The organism is Salinimicrobium soli, assembly GCF_048323655.1.
GTDB lineage: Bacteria > Bacteroidota > Bacteroidia > Flavobacteriales > Flavobacteriaceae > Salinimicrobium > Salinimicrobium soli.
Window position 1 is genome coordinate 56638 of record NZ_JBLUWW010000002.1, and the last position, 17449, is coordinate 74086.

Genomic DNA, 17449 nt, shown 5'->3' on the forward strand with positions numbered 1-17449 from the left:
TTTTATTCAGTTGCTATTGCGCGGAGAAACGATAGCGAAGGCTTAGTCCTACTTCCAGTCCCTGCACAGAGACCTCGTAAGATTCTTTTTGAGAATCTGTGTCGGCCTGATAATTTTGGTTGTATGATCCGGTGTTGTACCCGGCTTCCAAAGCCAGTCCAAAGTTGCTGTTTAACAAATATTCCGCACCGGCTTTAAAATTGGCGCCGTAGTTATTACCATTAAAGCTGTCAGAAGAATTCCCTCCTTCTGTACTGGTACGCTCTACTTTATTCTGAATGAAATAGCGGTTAAGGCCGGCTCCTGCGAACAAGTTGATCGCCTCATTGAAAACTCCGTCAAAGTTATAGACTAATCCTAAAGAAACAGGAATAATAGTCTGATCAATGCTCTCTGAAATGACAAGACCTCCCCCAAATGTTACTTTTTGGGAGAAATCGCCGGTCCAGAAGCCTACTCTTCCATCAAGGGCCAGACCCTTATAAAGGTTTACCTCTGCGCCAATGTGGGGTATGACCCCTCCTTTGGTAAAGTCTGAATCTTCTTCGTAGTTCATCAGGAAAGCGCGCTCATCCAGGTCAGAGTAAGAGCGGTTCCAGTAAGAGATACCGGCTTCGAGGTGGTTTAATTTTATCTGGGCCTGTGCGCTAAATGCGAAAAGGCCGGTTGCAAAAAATAGAATTGCGGTTATTTTCTTCATGGTTGTTTTTTCTGGTTAGTTATTAATTTCCTGATCCCTGGTTATGGCAGTTGTTCAGGGCCTGCTGTAGAGCTGCATCAGCCTCAGCTTTCAAAGCCGCGAAATTTGCATTGACGGTAGCGGTCAGGGCTTCTTTAATAGTAAGAACAGCAGCTTTTTCTTCTGTACGCTTTTGTTCCAGAAGGTTAACAGCTGCAGTGTACCAGGCGGTAAGAGAACTGCTCGCTTCTACGGCATAAATAAGCGCAGCAAGTTTTAGTTGGTCTGCAATAGCAGGTTCGGTAGTTTCCAGGGCAACAGCTAATTGCAACAGGTCAACTGCAACAGCAGTTAATTCAGCCTTGTAGGTGTCATAATCGGCATTAAGAGTAGCCAAACGGCTCTCGTAACGGGCGTCAGCTTCTGTAAGCCTTCTTGTATAGTTAGCCTGAATGCTTGCCAGCTGGGCGTCTCGTGTGGTGGTGAGTTCCTCCATCACAATAGCATAGGCTTCCTGTACTGCTTCTGCACATGGCCCGGTAACAGCCTGAGCTACGGCAAGACGTCTAAAGCTGGTATTGAACGGGGCATCTGCAGCAGCTGAAGCCGTTCCCGTATAATCAGCAGTGAACTGGATGCTTGGCAACAGAGCAGCGATCTCTGCAGGCAGGTCGTCCAGCAGGCTTTCCAGGTTTGCCAGTTCGCCGTCGAAGTTCTCTGTGCTCATAATTGCAGTGATCTGTGCTTCGGTCAATGCCTGGGCTTCAGCAGCTACTCCTGCCGGCAGGGTAGCTGAGAAATTTTGTAAAGCCGTAAGACTGGCCTGGGTCTCTGTTGAAAGTCCGCCAGATCCAAGGTCGGTTATAATGGCCTGAGTGGCTGCCGAATTCTGTACACTTCCAAGGGCAGGAGCGGTGAATTCAGGATCCTGATCTTCTACCGGGGGCATTTCGCCAATATCCTCAAAGTCATCACTTACAAATTCATACGGATCAATGTACTCCAGGTCTTTAGTGCTGCAATTAAACAACAAGAAAGAACCTGCAAATAGACAACAAAACAAAGTTGCCCTACGCGCTAAGCGTGGAAATCTGGTTTTCATAGGTTGGTTTTAAAAATTAGAAACAAGTTTGAAATAAAGCTTTGTTAGGGACTTTGCTTTGTGTTAAAAGTCGCTAATATATAAAAATAAAATTATGTTAAAATTATTTGAAATGCCTTGTTATTGCTGAGTTTGTAATGAATTGTTTTTCAGTAGGGTTATGTGCCGGAAGTTTCTTTTGCAGCGACCGGAATTCGCTTCTTCAGCGAACTCAACCAGCCGAATAACAAAAAAGAAAAAGCATATAACAACACCACCAACAGGACCAAATACAGGTGGGAGAGCTTATTGGAAAGTGAAAAAAAGATCCCGATTATCACCAAATTAAGCAAGCCCAGACTGATACTGGCTTTAAAGTGGGACAGACCCAAATCCAGAAGGACGTGGTGCAAATGATTCCGGTCCGGTTCAAAAGGGCTATTACCATTCAGTTTCCTAATGATAATCACCCTCAACGTATCAAAAATAGGAATAAACAGCGCACAGGCTAAAAATAACAAGCGATTTCCCGGATGGTAACCCTGCTCCATCAGGGGCAGATCGGGTTCCATTACCAGGATCTTTAAGCTCAGAAAAGAGAGAATAAGGCCTATTACCAAAGAACCCGCATCCCCCATGAAGATCTTGTTCCTTCCCCTGGAAAAATTGAAGCGTAAAAAAGCGCTGAGGATCCCTGCCACACTAATAGAGACCAGCACGTAATAAGGTTCTCCTGTGGTATAGAAGACCAGGGCGAAAACAGCAGCGATCAGGATGCCTATGATGGCGGCTAAACCGTCTATCCCATCTATCAGGTTATAAGCGTTTACCAGTCCCAGTACCAAAAAAGCTTTCAACAGGTAACCTACCAGGGCGGGAATCTCGTGAATTCCCACGAAACCGTGCAGATTATTGAAATCCAACTCGGGAGAAAAGATAAGGAACAGAGCGGCGGTGATCTGTCCCACCAGTTTGACACGTGCCGTGGAGATCACCAGATCATCTTTAAGGCCCACCATAAAAAGAATGGTAATGGCAGCGATGAGATGATTTCCAATATAGGTAAGTCGTAAGCCCTGTAGCAGGGATAGCACCAAAATAATAGTGATGTAAAAAGCCACTCCCCCAAACGTGGGGACGGCGGTAGTGTGAGAACTGCGCTCATTTACGCTGGCCATCAGATTCTTTTCCTTGCTCACCCACAGAACCTTGGGAATGAGATAAAAAGTTACTCCGAAGGTTCCCAGAAAGGTAGAGGTAAGGAACCACCAATAATTACCACGGAAGAACTCCAGAATGATCTGTTGATCAAGAATATTCATAATAAATAAAATTGGTTGGTGTAATTCCGGTCGGGTAGGGGCGACCATCTAATTAATGTAAGAGTTGAAATTTGTACTAAACTAAGCTATGGATTGCACAGCGGTTAGAACCTTCTTAGTAGCTGAATCTACAGAAAAAGTATGTTGTAAAAGTTCGAAGGAATTTTTTCCAGCTTCTTTTCTCCATTCGTTTTTATCAACAAACATTTTAGCCATAGATAGAAAGTCGTCATCCTTTCCATTTAATAAAACTTTTCCAGCACCAGCCTCATTAATAATTTCAATAATGTCATTTCCAGCGTTTACACTCCCTAAAATGGGCAATCCTTGAGCCATATACCCTAGAAGTTTACCTGGGAAATTGTGAGTTGTATGTTCTTTATGAAGACTAAATAGCCCAATATCGAATTCGCTCAACATTTTGCGGTACTCACCCTGAGGCACGGGATCCAATAGAGTGAGGTTGTTTAATTGGTATTCTCTAATGGCGTTCTTAATTAAATGAACTTCATTTCCTGAGCCAGCAAAAACAAAGTGGGCATTAGGATTATTTTTTAAACCTAAAGCAAGACGAACCAAATTCATCATATCCTGAGCCTCGCCCATATTTCCTCCATAGAAAAAAACTACTTTATCTTCTAATCGATATTTCCTTCTAAAATCGTTTCCAGAGGAATCGATAGGTGTTTCTCGTGTCCAGTTAAAAAGAACCTCTGACTTGTGATTTAGAACATATTTTTCATTGAACAATTCTAAATTCTTAGGAGATTGTAATCCAATTCTATCCGCAGCTTTGTAATTGAGCTGTTCAAATTTCCTGAAGTATGCTGCAATGGCCGATTTTTCTTTTATTAGGCCATGATCAATTACCCACTGGGGAAAAAGATCCCGAAGGATCAAGTAACTTTTTGCATTCCACTTTTTTTTAAGCTTCGTAACCAGAGGACCAAAAAAAATTGAGGGAGAATAGTAAATTATAAGGTCGCATGGATTTTTGTAGAAGTGAGACTTCAGATTTCTCCATCCATTAAATGATAATAAGGATTCGTTTATTGCACGTCTGACTTTGGAAGGAGCTTTAACATCTGGAGAACGAAACCGATAGACCCTTAAGCCTTCAAGATCTTCTATAACGTACTTTCCAGATACCCTATAGTCGGGAGTTGCCACTGAGACCTGGTGCCCTTCATTTAAAAGAGCTAAACCAAGCTCATGCATCATCTTTGCTCCGATTTTTGTACTATGCGGCAAATAGTCATCTACCAGTAGCAGTATCTTCATTTCTGTGCTAAGTTGTAATTTTCATAGAGGTGAGGGTGAGATTTCATAAAACTTACCATTTCCTCAATCATTTGAGAGTAGGTTGGTATCGTCTTTTTTAATTCCTTACGGGTATCCATAAAAGACTTATCTACCTGCTTCCCCTCTACTGCAGTAATTTTTATATCTTTTCCTGTATGCTCCTGGAAAAGTCTTAACAGTTCATATTTATTAATTGGTTGCCCATTGGTCACATGATACAGACCACTAAGATTTTGCTCTAAGCTAGTAACGACCACATTGGCTAATTCAGTAGTTGTGACCCCGCTCCAAATAGCTTTAGTAAAACCATTAGTTTCTTCTTCCTGCTGCATGAACCAATGAAAAAGACCTTCTCCATTCTGCTTTAACTCAGGACCGATAATGGAGGTTCTAAGAGTTAAGTGGTTTGAGTTCTCAACCTCTCCCAATGCTTTTGTTTTTGCATAAATGTCTTTTCCATCCTTTTCATCCTTTTCGGTATATCCACCTTTTTCTCCTGAAAAAACACAATCAGTTGAAATATGAATTAATTTACTATTTAAATTATCAGCAATTTTCGCCAGAAAATGTGGTAAATAGGAATTTAAATAAATGGCATTAGCCGGATTATCATTAGCTCCTTTAATAAGGACTCCTACACAATTAACTATATAATCTGGATTTTCTCTTTTAATCAATGCCTCCAAATCCTGCTTGTTATGTAAATCCAGGATAATTGTTTCTGGTCTAAGTTTATTTCTATAGCTTATATCAATTATATCAAATTTATTTTCAGATTTTAAATTATAGAAAACCTGATGGCCCAGCATTCCTGTGGAACCTAAGATCATTATTTTTTTTGCCATAGTGTTATTTTTTCCAAACTGTACGGTTGATATAATCTGTGTACGAAAGGATAATTCTTAAGACCTTTTTCGAGACATTATCTGTAATATAATCCCCAACCATTTTAATAGCCGAATTGTTTTCCTGATGCTGCTCAGTGACAACCTTAATACTTTCAACAACTCTGTCCTTTTTCAAACCACTCATGATTAGCGTTCCTTCATCCATACCTTCGGGACGCTCATGGGCCTGGCGTATAGTAATAGCAGGCAAGTTTAAAATTGAAGCTTCCTCTGTAATAGTTCCGCTGTCTGAAATAACGCAGAATGCATTCTTCTGTAGATGTATATAATCGTGGAATCCAAATGGTTTAGAAAATATGAGTTTAGGATTACTGGAAACAAATCCGATCTCCTCTAATTTCTTACGAGTTCTTGGGTGAGTTGAAATTATAACCATCTTATCAAACTCGTTACTTATCGCATCTAATGATTCCATAAGATCCTGAAAATTCTCTTCTGAATCCACATTCTCTTCCCTATGAATACTAACTACAAAATAGCCTTGCTTTTTGAGGTCTTCCTTTTCCAGAATAGCAGAGCTATCTATAGCTTTCATTTGTTTTTCAAGAACCTCTCGCATAGGAGATCCGGTCTTTATTACCGTCTCCGGAGCTAATCCTTCTGCTACCAAATATTTTCTTGCATGTTCAGAAAGAGGCATATTTATATCGCTTAAATGATCAACGATCTTTCTGTTTACCTCTTCCGGAACCCGTTGATCGAAACAGCGATTTCCTGCTTCCATATGGAAGATTGGGATCTTCCTCTTTTTAGCAGAAATTACGGCCAAACAGGAATTGGTATCGCCATACAGCAAGACCGCATCAGGATTTTCTTTTTCGAGGAGAACATCAGATTTGGTGATAACATTTCCAATGGTTTCAGCAGCATTTTTACCTGCAGCTTCCAAAAAGAAATCTGGCTTCCTCAGTCCCAAATCTTTAAAAAAAACTTCGTTGAGTTCGTAGTCATAATTCTGGCCGGAATGCACTAGTATGTGATTAGTATGACGATCAAGTTCTTTGATGACCTCACTCAATTTTATTATTTCGGGCCTGGTGCCTACTATTGTCATTACTTTTATCATGCTTCTACTTTCAATTCATTCTTAATGAAATCAAGGCTTAAGAGGGCTTCTTTAATTTCTTCAATATTCAGCCTTTTAGTGTTGTGGGAATTATAATCTTCAAAGCTTGAAATGGAACCTTCTCCTTTGTCGAAATATATACCGTAGTTAAGATCCCTGTTGTCAGCGGGAATGCGATAATATCCGGGAAGGTCCTCGGCCTTCAGCATTTCTTCTCTGGTACACAGAGTTTCGTATAATTTTTCTCCATGGCGGGTACCTATGATCTTAACTTCATTTTTTGCCTCAAACAATTCTGTCATTGCCTTGGCAAGATCTTCAATGGTACTGGCGGGGGCTTTATGAACAAATAAGTCACCTTGATTACCATTTTTAAAGGCATAGATCACCAGTTCCACAGCTTCCTCAAGAGACATTAAGAATCGTGTCATGTTTGGATCTGTAACCGTGAGAGCCTTACCTTCCTTTATTTGCTTCGCGAATAAAGGGATTACAGATCCCCTCGACGCCATAACATTACCATATCGAGTTAAACAAATAGTTGTGTCCTCAGGAGATATGTTTCGTGAAGCTGCTATTACGGTTTTCTCCATGAGTGCCTTTGACATTCCCATGGCATTAATCGGATAAGCCGCTTTATCGGTGCTTAAACATATTACCTTTTTTACTTTATTAGCAATTGCAGCTTCTACTACATTTGAGGAACCAATCACATTTGTCTTTGCCGCTTCCAGGGGAAAGAATTCACAGGAAGGTACTTGCTTTAGAGCAGCTGCGTGGAATACATAATCGACGCCTCGCATTGCTCTTTCAACACTTTCATAAGTGCGAACATCTCCAATGTAAAACTTGATTTTATCATTTTTATAGAGGTTTCGCATATCATCCTGTTTCTTTTCATCACGGGAAAAAATTCTAATCTCTTTTAGATCTGAATCAAGAAAACGATCTAATACAGCATTACCGAAGGAACCTGTTCCTCCAGTAATCAACAAGGTTTTATCTTTGAACATCAATATGTTGTTTATAGGTATTAAGTAAAAATGAAAATGTTTCTTTAGAAGTTTTTTTCCAGGAATATTTTTCTATTTCCAATTTATTTTTGTCAATGAATTCCTTTCTTTTTCCCGGGTTTTCAAGAAAATCTATTAATGTTTTGATAATGGAATTAGGATCTTTTGCATCAAAATAGAAGCCTCCATCTTTTAAAAATTCTGGCATGGGTTCTTTATCACTACATGCAATAGCTTTCCCGGAAGCCATTGACTCCAACAAAATATTTGGCATGTTTTCACAAGTGGAGGCAAATAGAATTCCATCTGCACTACAATATTCCTTCTCAATTTCTGCATAGTCTACATGTCCTTTAGAATGAATAAAGGTATGTGTGGGATCTTTTGATGCTATAATTTTATTAAGTTTTTTTCCAGCCGGTTTAAAGATCACCCCCCCCACCAGACTTAATTCTACTGGATAACCTAAAATTCTCAATTCGCCAATTGCTTTAACAACATTCCACTGGTGCTTATATACGTGTATTGTTGAGACATATAAGAACCGAAAAGGTTTTTGAAAACTATATTCTGAAATTTTCTTTTGAACTTCTGGAATCCCTACAAATTTTGGGGACAAACCATGATGAATTACCGCAGTTGGTTTGGTGCTTAATTTTAGCTTATTTGAGATATAATTTTTGGCGTAGTCAGAGATAAAAAGAATTCCGGCAGAATTTTTAAAACAAATCTTTTGTTTTTTGTAATTAAGCCAAAAACGAAGGATCTCTTTTGGTTGTGCTATATCTTTCCATATATGCCTTTCATATAAAAGCATATTTCTTGACATGCCAATCATTGGCTTGAATTTACCAATATAATCACCAGTGATTGAAAACAGAATATCGCATCTGGTCTCAATTTCTTTATCATATCCCGAAATCTGAAATTTAACACGACTGAATAAGTCTTTATTAAAAGCAGGGAATGTTACTTTTTCAAAAAACGGAGAATCTGGCAATTCATTTAATACCGCCGTAGAAGAAAAAATGACGATTTTATAAATCCTATTTGAGAAATAAGCATGATCATAATTTATCAATATTTCTCTAAGATGCGTAACACCTCCGCCTCCTCCGATATTGGAAGCGTCTATTCCAAATCTCATTTAAAATATAATATTTTCTAATGGATAAATAATAGCTTTTTTAATTTTTGGCTTTTCCTTAAATACTTAATGCTTAAGTAAAAAAGAACTAAAACTATCAATAAGATTAAAATGGCTGTAATATCGGCCGGTAAATTCGGGTTTAAAATTGTTAAGCCGCGCTTGACCAGTGCATTTAAAAAAATATGAAAACCAAAAATAAATAAGGAGTTTTTCCCTAAGAATTCAAATTGTTGTGAAGAAATAAATGAAGATGCTTTAATTAAAATTAATATTCCTAAAAAACCTGCCAAATACGAAAGGAAAAGATTGCCAAATTTATGCACCGCAAAATTGAGAAAACCATAATTGCAAGCCAAACTAACTCCAAACAAGATCAAGGGGATTATCCAGAACTTAATGTCATAAAGTAATATTTTTTCCAATGAACCTGTTTTTCTAAATAGAAAATCAAATCCTAGAAAAGGAAGTGCCAAAAGGCTATTTGTTATTCCCCAAGGAATATATATATTAAAAGAAGTAAGTAATACTCCGATGGAAAAAAATAGAGTTATGAATAAAACCTTAATTTTTTTATTCTTGTTTTTTTCAATAAAATAAAATAGAATAAGCAATGTAAAAAGACATGGTAAAAACCATAATGGAGGATTCCAAGATAAATGTCCATTTGATGCATTACCAAATATTATAGAAATGAAAAAATCCTCAACAGTTGAGAAATTTTTGTTATCTGTAATAACTGAGAAAGCACGATGTAAAACAAAAGTTAACAACGCGAATGTTAAGAATGGTTTAACTATGGCTAGATATTTCTTTTTAAAGAAGTTTCTAAAGTTATCTTCTGCTTTGAATAGAAAGCCACTCACAAAAAAGAACACTGGCATATGAACAGAATATATCACTTTAAATAATTCTTCAGTAATTTGCAAATGCCCCAGTATTACTAGACTTATTCCTAAACCTTTTAAATTATCAATAACTGGATTTCTATACATTAATTAGAATATGTAATTATCAAAAATCAAAGTTTATCTTTTCAAATATTTAATTCTTCTAGCCGGATTTCCAGCATATATATAATTAGATTCACTTAGAGATTTATTAACTATACTACCTGCGCCTATAATAATATTATCAGCGATCTCGACACCTGGTAATATTAGGGCATTGGCTCCGATCCATACATTATTCCCTATTTTGATGGAGTTCGAAATATGGGACCTTTTATTGGAGTTATCCAAGGATTGAACAGACAGATTACCGGTTATAATCTTAACTCCATAAGAAAGAGTTACGTTATCCCCCAAATTTATTTTTGCTCCTTCACATGATTGAATGATGACCCCATTATTAAAAACATTATTCATTCCTATTTTTACATTTTCACCTTCATAAATAGTAACATTCTGGTCGCAGCGAAAGCCGGAGCCGTTTTTTTCTAATTGTAGCGAAATAAAAAACTGACTGAATCTTCTTTCTATTGCTCTTACATATCTAAGAAACAACCTAACACCTCTCTTAATCATTCAAAATATCTATTAAAACCTTACCCCAGGTTTGTTCCCACACAAGATTTTCTTTTACATAGTTTCTAGCATTGAGGGCTAATAAATTTCTTTTTTCCTCAGAAAATAAAGAAATTATCTTTGCGACAAGATCTTCTTTGCTTTTTGCATTAAAAAGTAAACCATTAAAATCATTATTAATAACTTCACGATTACAATCATAATCTGGAGCTATTACAGCAGTTTCACTGGCCATATATTCCATTATTTTAATAGGACAGATTATATCTGTAGATCCAGGGAGTATACTAATATCGATTGCAGATAAAATGCCTGGAACTTCTTCTTTTGGAACACCATCTATTAAAACTAAACCATTATTTAAAATACCATAGTTCTGAGCTAATTCACGGCATCTATCATAATCTTTACCATTCCCGACTAACACAAAGTGAACATTATTTTCTTTCTTCAATATCTTATTGGCTGCATGTACGAGTAATTCAGTATTATGATAAAAAGCATAACTCCCTAAATACCCAACAACAATATCAGCATTAGGTACCCCGATTTTTTCCTTGAACCTAATGGCTTGAAGAGGGTCCTTCAGAAATTCGTCTGGATTTACGGCATTTAAAGCAACATAAATTTTATTAGCATCTATTCCTTGTTCTATCAATTGAAGTTTAAGAACATTAGACTCTACCACAATAAAGTTTGCACTTCTTATTTTCTTACGTTCAATGTATAGTGCATACCATTTGAACAAGGAAAATTTATAATCTATTAAATGATCTTTCCATTCTAGAACAAAAGGTATATCCAGTTTCTTAGATAGTCGTAAGCCAGCCCAGTGAAGACGGGATGACCTTTCCCATATAAGATCGTGAGAATAATTATTCTTAATTTTTTTATATAGCTTAAGGTCATGAAGAATATCGCGAATTTCAGATACCGAATGAATAAAAAACTGTAAAAGCTTTTTCTTCCGATATGAAGAATTGAAATGCGACTGATTCCCATAATTATTCTGAGATTCTCTCTTGCCACTAATTAGATCCTTGCCAAAGAATACCTCAACTTTAATATTTAACCGCTTCCATACCGCTATAACCTCGCTAATTTTCCTACCTGGGTTGGAGCTTGAAAAACTCCTTCCACCCACCACGTACAAAACTTTTTTAGCCATTAAAGCAAGCTGTTTATCATTTCTTCAATATTTCTTTTATACAGAATAGGATTAAACTCTTTAAGAACCATATTTCGGCCATTTTCACCAAATGCAATTCTTTTTTGTTTATCTGAAAGGAGAGAAATTATTGAATTTATTAATGGATCAATTTCTTGTGGAGGGATCAAATATCCGTTCTCATTATGTCTTAACCATTCAGGAATACCTCCTACATTACTACCAATACATGGTAATTTACAAGCAAGTGCTTCGGGCCCCACCAACCCAAATTGCTCCTGCCAAATACTAGGCATCAAAAAGACATCACCGCTTAAATAAAATTCTCTTATTTTATCGTGTGGAACAAAGCCTAAAAATTCTACATTTTCCACTAAACCCAAGTTTTTAGTTTGTTGCTTTAGTGTATTTAAAAGTGAACCTCGACCTGCAATTTTTAATAAAACATCAGGAAAAATTTCTTTCACTTTTGATAAAGCAGGGAGTAAGAATTGAACTCCTTTTTGTTCTGCAATTGCTCCAACATAAAGCAAAGTTGGTCTTTCCTTGTGAGTTTTAATAGGCTCATCCAAGAACATTTCATCAATACCTAATGGAATATATTTCGACTTAGTTAAACCTAAACGTTTAGCAGTGTTGAAAATATTTAGAGAAGGACAATGAAATAAATCGATAACATTCAATAAAGAATTCCAATATCTTTTTTGCAATTGCCAATATAGTGCAGTATTAGTAAGTGTTGTACATCCTCTAGTAAAACACTTACTTCCAATCCCCATTTCACAAGCGGCGGAATTTTTTAACCCTCCCCAGGAAGTTGCACAGAATAAATTAGGGCCGTGTAACGTTTGAATCACCGGCAACTCTTTAAGCGCAGGTGAATTATATATGGAAAGTGGAAATTTAGAAACTAAATGAATGTGAACTAATTGAGGCTTTATATAGTTAACCAATTTGGTGAATTCCTTTTCTATTTTTGAACTTAGTAGGAATTTATTCAACTTCTCTTTAATTCCATTTATTGGAATATCTATAATGAAATTATTTTCAGTTGATTTTGAAGAATCACCAAAACCTATACTATATACTTGAAAACCCAATTCTTCAAGAGAACGCTTTTCTAAACCAATTACCGCATCTCCTCCGCCTCCAAATTGAATATGATCATTTACTAAAAGAATTCTTTTATTTAGTGACATTTCTATACTTCCGTTTCTTTTGGATATAGATTGCTGTTTGAATTTGTAGATGCATATACCGAAAAGCAAATAAGAACAATTAAAATTCTAAGAGTATTAAAATTATTGGTTGCAAAACCACGCCAAAATGTATGGCCGGCAAAACCTACAATAATCTCACTGATTAGATAACTTAATGATGCAGCTATAAAAACATACTCAAGACTGGATTTATCTGTTGAAAAACTTCTCAGTCCCTTTTTTAAAATTTTGTAGGCAGTGGTGAGAAAACTAAGGAATAAAAATAATCCGATAACACCCGCTTGTTCAAGAGCAAAAATATAGATATTATGAAATCCATATCCTATTCTAAAATTATTATGTGTGGGAGCGACGTAAAATCCACCTCCAAAAAATGGAACTAAAACACCATTTTCTGTATAAGAATTTAAATCAAATTCCTCAAATATCATAAACCTAGAAAGAATCGAATTAGAGCTATTATTCTCCATATTTTCTAAGCGATCAATTGTTTGAAATTTATTTCCTTCTATTGAAAATAAAATTATTATGGAAATGAATAGAATTATTACTCCAGCGTAATATGCTTTAAAACGTAAAATAAGGTAAATTAAGAGAGTAATTACTAATAAGCCCAAACCTGTTCTAGAACCTGTAAATAATAATGGCCACGCAGTTAGTGCGGAAACCCCATAGACTATTTTACTTTTTGCGCCTTTTAATGTGGATGCATAACCAAAAATTAGAATAAAAACCAATGGTAAGTAGGTAGCTATTTGAAAATACGTATTCCCAAAAGGCCCCCAAATTACACCCTCTGGTTTAATTATATATTTACCTGGAGCAAATTCTACCTCTCCTGCCACTCCATAAAAATATTCATAGTAAGAATAGGCAAAAACAAAAAGTCCAGACCATAAAAATATTTTAAAAATGTTTTCAAGAGAATTAATTTCGGAAATAACCCTAGCAGCAATAAATAGAACAAATAGTTCCTGCAAATAAGACCCATAGTAATATACCGTAAAACCATTAATCTCTAAAGGAAAGGTATAAATTAAAATGGATAGGGTTGAGCAAATACCAAACCAAATTATTATTTGCTTATACTTTTCATAAATCAAATTATTTAATTCCAATTTTTTCGTAAATGGGATTAGAAAGATTGCCAGAACACTCGCAATATCAAAAAGTCTCGGATTTAATCTATCAATACTTGATAATATTATTATCGGCTTTTCATAAGCAAAGGATGCAATTAGAAATATAAGCCAGTAAAAAAGCAATTGCTTTCTTTTTACTATCATTCTTAACGAATCACATTAATCAATCTGTCCACTATCCTTCTTGCTGCATTGCCATCCCATAATTCTGGAATTCCTCCTTTTTTCCAGTCACCTTTATCCAATTTTAATATAGTGGGAGCAATTGCGTCTGGATTGGTTCCTATCAATTCATTGGTGCCTATTTTTACAGTTTCAGGACGTTCTGTATTATCTCTTAGAGTAATACAAGGTATCCCCATCACCGTAGTTTCTTCTGTAATCCCCCCTGAATCAGTAATTACAGCTTTAGAATTTTCAACTAGATAATTAAATTCTAAATATCCCATAGGATCCACAATTTTCAAATTAGGTGCTTTAATCCCCAATTCATCAAATAATTTAGCCGTGCGGGGATGCATCGGAAAAATAATAGGCTGATTATTTGCATTATCTATTATTTCCTGCATAAGTGATTTGAAGTTTTCAACTAAATCCACATTTGCTGGGCGATGTAAAGTAAGTACGAAATAAGCTCCTTTTTTCAATTCTAATTCACTAAAAAAAGAGGGGCGTTTAAAATTTCCTCTGTTTTTTAATAAAGTGTCGATCATTACATTTCCAACAAAGAAAATTTTATTTGGAGGAACTCCACTTTTTTCTAGGTTTTCACCCGCCCACAAACTCGTTGTAAAAAAATAGTCGGCAAGTGCATCGGTCACCATTCTATTTATCTCCTCTGGCATACTAAGATCAAAAGATCGAATTCCTGCCTCGATATGTGCAACCTTAGTATTTAATTTTTTAGCAACAATACTGCATGCCATCGTACTATTTACATCACCTACTACAACCAACAAATCCGTAGGGTTTGCAAGCAAATCTTTTTCGAAAGCAACCATTATCGCCGCAGTTTGCTCTGCCTGTGTACCACCACCGCAATTCAAATTAACATCTGGATTTGGTATTCTAAGCTCTTCGAAAAAAGTCTCACTCATCCTATGGTCATAATGCTGGCCGGTATGAACTAATCGATATTGAATATTTTCACCATTATTATTTGCTTCATTTATAGCATGGATGATTGGAGCTATTTTCATGAAATTAGGACGAGCCCCAGCAATTAAAGTTAGATGCATGAATTATCTATATGAGATTCATAAGTTATTTTCAATTTTTTCTGTAGTGTATTGTATGAATAGTTGTCCAATACAAAATTTCTTAAGGCAAACCTACTAGGTAAGTTTCTTTTAGAAACAGTTTTAATACATTTAGCAAGCGCTTGTGGTGTGTTATTATAAACAGTAGCGACATCTGGAGAAACCAAAGTTTCTGGAGCATTAATTTTACTTGTTATAACATAACATCCACATGCCATAGCTTCTAACATAGATACGTTTGCAGTTTCTACTCTACTCGAAACTATATAAATATCATTTTGAGAATAAATTCTCTTAAGCTGTTCTTGTGGAACAGGTTCTAAAAGTTCAATTCGATCCTCAGGTAGTTCTTTTAAAAGGCTCTTCCAAAATTTCTTGTCTTTAGCGGCTGGCTTTCCAATTATGATTAACCTCCATTTAAGATCTGAGGGAAGAAAGGCAAATGCTTTTAACAAAATATCCGTTCCCTTTATTAATCCAATATTTCCAGTAGTAACAAAATTTATGGTTTTATTATTGACCGAATATTCATCAGGATAAAACAATTCCGTATTGATAGGGTTTGGCAGAACCCCAGTTACCTCAAGAGAAGTTTTATTCTCTATATTATATTTGAATCCAGGACTGACAGTATAAAAACCGGAAATATTCTTTTGCATTTCTTTGTAAAAACTACCAAGCCTCCAAAAATATTTATTGTCAGAAAAAAAACCGGAATAATGTTCTGAAACAATTACCGGGATTGAATGTTGGCTTCCTAAATAAGCAGCGCCATATCCTGCCGGCATAGAGACATGAGCATGGATGAGATCTGGTTTTCCATGAACCCTTACGGCAAATTGGTAAAGCTTTTCTAATTTTGCATTATACTTCTTAAGACTTTTCTTATAGGTAATGAAATTACGTTGGAATCTCTTTTTGGGTCCCCCAGAAGTTATGTAATAATGATTTTCATTCAATTCAATTATTTCATCGCTGGTTTGATTTGTTTCCTGATCCACCTGGAGTATTATAACTTCCTGAGCAACAGATTTAGCAAGTTGGATATGTGGTTTTATCCAATTACACCAATTTGGTTTGTCTGGGGTAGGGTGCCAAGAAGGGATCAGAAAAAGTTTCATTTAAAATAATTTCTTAACTAAAGATTTTAATTGAACCTTCAATTTTTTATCAATAAAGAATAAAAAAGTCCAAAATGTGATAAAAATTAGGATTGATATAATAACTCTTAAAATTATGTCATCAATTTCAAACCTTAAAAAAGCAAGAAATATCGCGCCTAAAATCAAAGTATTAATGATAGGTTTTTTTATAGCCTTGAAAAAATCACTTATTTTTACAGGTGTGTACTTAATAACAAACATGAAATTTGGTAATACTATGACCCACATATATATGGCGTAAGCGATAGTTAATCCTTTTACTTCCCAGTTTATTCCTATTAAAAATGTTAATAGGAGTAAGATGGAATTAATCCATCCCCATTTCACTATTCTTTTGGTCTGGTTCAAGGAGGTGAGAATCCAGCCAGTTGTGCTTAACATGGGCTGCCAAAATGCTGCAAAACAAAGGATTTGATATAGTTCAATAGCGGGAACCCATTTTTCACCCAAAACAATTAAAACTACATCCCTTCCTAATATTCCTAATGTGGTTATTAGAGGTAATGTTAAATAGGCAATAAGCATTAATGAATTTGAATAATGTTTTCGAAAATCATTCGGATTCTTTTGGAGCCTACTTAATGTTGGAACCATTACGCTGGTTAAAGGAGCAATTAATTGTCCAATTGGTAACATCATTAATGAGTAGGCTCTACTATAAAAACCGAGACTAGATGCACCTACGAATTTTCCAATAATAATATTGTCTCCTGTTCTTGCGAAGTAATTAATGACACCGTAAACGGTCATATTTTTCCCAAAATTTAATAAGTCTCCTGTGTTCGATTTTTTTTTATAAAATTTAGGCTTCCATGGCAGGACAATAAGTACTCCAATTAAATAAAAGAAGCTTATGATAATAGGTAAGAGTACTAAAGGCCAATAATTTTTCAATTTATATGCTATCAAAATTGAAATTACCGATCCTATCAATTTTGCAGAGACATCTATAATAGCTAATGAAAAAAAATCCATTTTGCGTCTAAGAAGGGCTTGATGTTGGATAGTCAGTGCTCCAATAAATAATCCAATTGATGAAAAAATAAGTATAAACTTAATTTCTGGCTCCATAAAAAACTCAGCAACCAATGGAGATATAGCAACTACTAAGCATGCTAAGCCTATTCCTATTAAAATATTTATCCAGAATAAATTTGAAATTTGCTGTTCGTTAATTTCCTCTTTTTGTACAGTTGCCATAGATAGGCCTAGATCTTTAAAAATCATTATAAAACCTGTAACACTTCCTGCCATTGCAACAATTCCAAAACCTGAAGGAGGAATAATCCTGGCCATAATACTTAGAGTTCCTATTTGGATTAAAAAATTAAGTATTTGAGCAAGAATATTAATAGCTCCTCCTTTCAATGAAATTTTTGAAAGTGAACTGGTTTTAAACTCTTTATTTAAGAGTAGATTTAAATCTTTCATTAATTGGAAATGAAAATTGACC

The 17449-nt window shown here is 35.6% G+C and carries 16 protein-coding genes; all 16 read right to left on the minus strand.

Features of this window, described 5'->3' with window-relative positions; all coding sequences use genetic code 11:
* Positions 1–13 precede the first annotated feature (13 nt).
* Positions 14–700, minus strand: a complete 687-nt coding sequence (locus tag ACNORC_RS05840; RefSeq protein WP_418334688.1) for an outer membrane beta-barrel protein — start codon at positions 698–700, stop codon at positions 14–16.
* 22 nt (positions 701–722) lie between these two features.
* Complete coding sequence (locus tag ACNORC_RS05845) at positions 723–1781, minus strand: hypothetical protein (protein WP_418334689.1); 1059 nt, start codon at positions 1779–1781, stop codon at positions 723–725.
* A 158-nt stretch (positions 1782–1939) separates the two neighbouring features.
* Positions 1940–3082, minus strand: a complete 1143-nt coding sequence (locus ACNORC_RS05850) for an MraY family glycosyltransferase (protein ID WP_418334690.1) — start codon at positions 3080–3082, stop codon at positions 1940–1942.
* A gap of 81 nt (positions 3083–3163) precedes the next feature.
* Complete coding sequence (locus ACNORC_RS05855; RefSeq protein WP_418334691.1) at positions 3164–4363, minus strand: glycosyltransferase family 4 protein; 1200 nt, start codon at positions 4361–4363, stop codon at positions 3164–3166.
* Positions 4360–5229, minus strand: a complete 870-nt coding sequence (locus tag ACNORC_RS05860; RefSeq protein ID WP_418334692.1) for a dTDP-4-dehydrorhamnose reductase family protein — start codon at positions 5227–5229, stop codon at positions 4360–4362. Before ACNORC_RS05860 ends, ACNORC_RS05855 begins: the two co-directional genes overlap by 4 nt.
* 4 nt (positions 5230–5233) lie before the next feature.
* Positions 5234–6358, minus strand: a complete 1125-nt coding sequence (gene wecB / locus ACNORC_RS05865; protein ID WP_418334693.1) for a non-hydrolyzing UDP-N-acetylglucosamine 2-epimerase — start codon at positions 6356–6358, stop codon at positions 5234–5236.
* Positions 6355–7371, minus strand: a complete 1017-nt coding sequence (locus ACNORC_RS05870) for a polysaccharide biosynthesis protein (RefSeq protein WP_418334694.1) — start codon at positions 7369–7371, stop codon at positions 6355–6357. The genes wecB (ACNORC_RS05865) and ACNORC_RS05870 overlap by 4 nt, the downstream gene beginning before the upstream one ends.
* On the minus strand, positions 7358–8518 hold the full coding sequence (locus tag ACNORC_RS05875) for a glycosyltransferase (protein WP_418334695.1): 1161 nt from the start codon (positions 8516–8518) through the stop codon (positions 7358–7360). Before ACNORC_RS05875 ends, ACNORC_RS05870 begins: the two co-directional genes overlap by 14 nt.
* Before the next feature lie 17 nt (positions 8519–8535).
* Positions 8536–9513, minus strand: coding sequence for an acyltransferase family protein (locus tag ACNORC_RS05880; protein WP_418334696.1), 978 nt, complete (start codon positions 9511–9513; stop codon positions 8536–8538).
* Positions 9514–9546: 33 nt separating this feature from the next.
* Entirely contained in the window at positions 9547–10044 is a 498-nt protein-coding gene (locus ACNORC_RS05885; RefSeq protein WP_386779900.1) for an acyltransferase, read from the minus strand.
* Positions 10037–11212, minus strand: coding sequence for a glycosyltransferase family 4 protein (locus ACNORC_RS05890; protein ID WP_418334698.1), 1176 nt, complete (start codon positions 11210–11212; stop codon positions 10037–10039). The genes ACNORC_RS05885 and ACNORC_RS05890 overlap by 8 nt, the downstream gene beginning before the upstream one ends.
* Positions 11212–12411 carry a glycosyltransferase family 4 protein gene (locus ACNORC_RS05895; protein ID WP_418334699.1) on the minus strand — a complete coding sequence of 400 codons (1200 nt, stop codon included), beginning with the start codon at positions 12409–12411 and terminating at the stop codon, positions 11212–11214. The genes ACNORC_RS05890 and ACNORC_RS05895 overlap by 1 nt, the downstream gene beginning before the upstream one ends.
* Positions 12412–12413: 2 nt before the next feature.
* A complete protein-coding gene (locus ACNORC_RS05900; protein ID WP_418334700.1) occupies positions 12414–13718 on the minus strand; it encodes an O-antigen ligase family protein in 1305 nt (434 codons plus the stop codon).
* 2 nt (positions 13719–13720) lie between these two features.
* Positions 13721–14812 carry a non-hydrolyzing UDP-N-acetylglucosamine 2-epimerase gene (gene wecB / locus ACNORC_RS05905; protein ID WP_418334701.1) on the minus strand — a complete coding sequence of 364 codons (1092 nt, stop codon included), beginning with the start codon at positions 14810–14812 and terminating at the stop codon, positions 13721–13723.
* Positions 14803–15954, minus strand: a complete 1152-nt coding sequence (locus tag ACNORC_RS05910; RefSeq protein WP_418334702.1) for a glycosyltransferase family 4 protein — start codon at positions 15952–15954, stop codon at positions 14803–14805. The genes wecB (ACNORC_RS05905) and ACNORC_RS05910 overlap by 10 nt, the downstream gene beginning before the upstream one ends.
* A complete protein-coding gene (locus ACNORC_RS05915; protein ID WP_418334703.1) occupies positions 15955–17427 on the minus strand; it encodes a lipopolysaccharide biosynthesis protein in 1473 nt (490 codons plus the stop codon).
* Positions 17428–17449 lie beyond the last annotated feature (22 nt).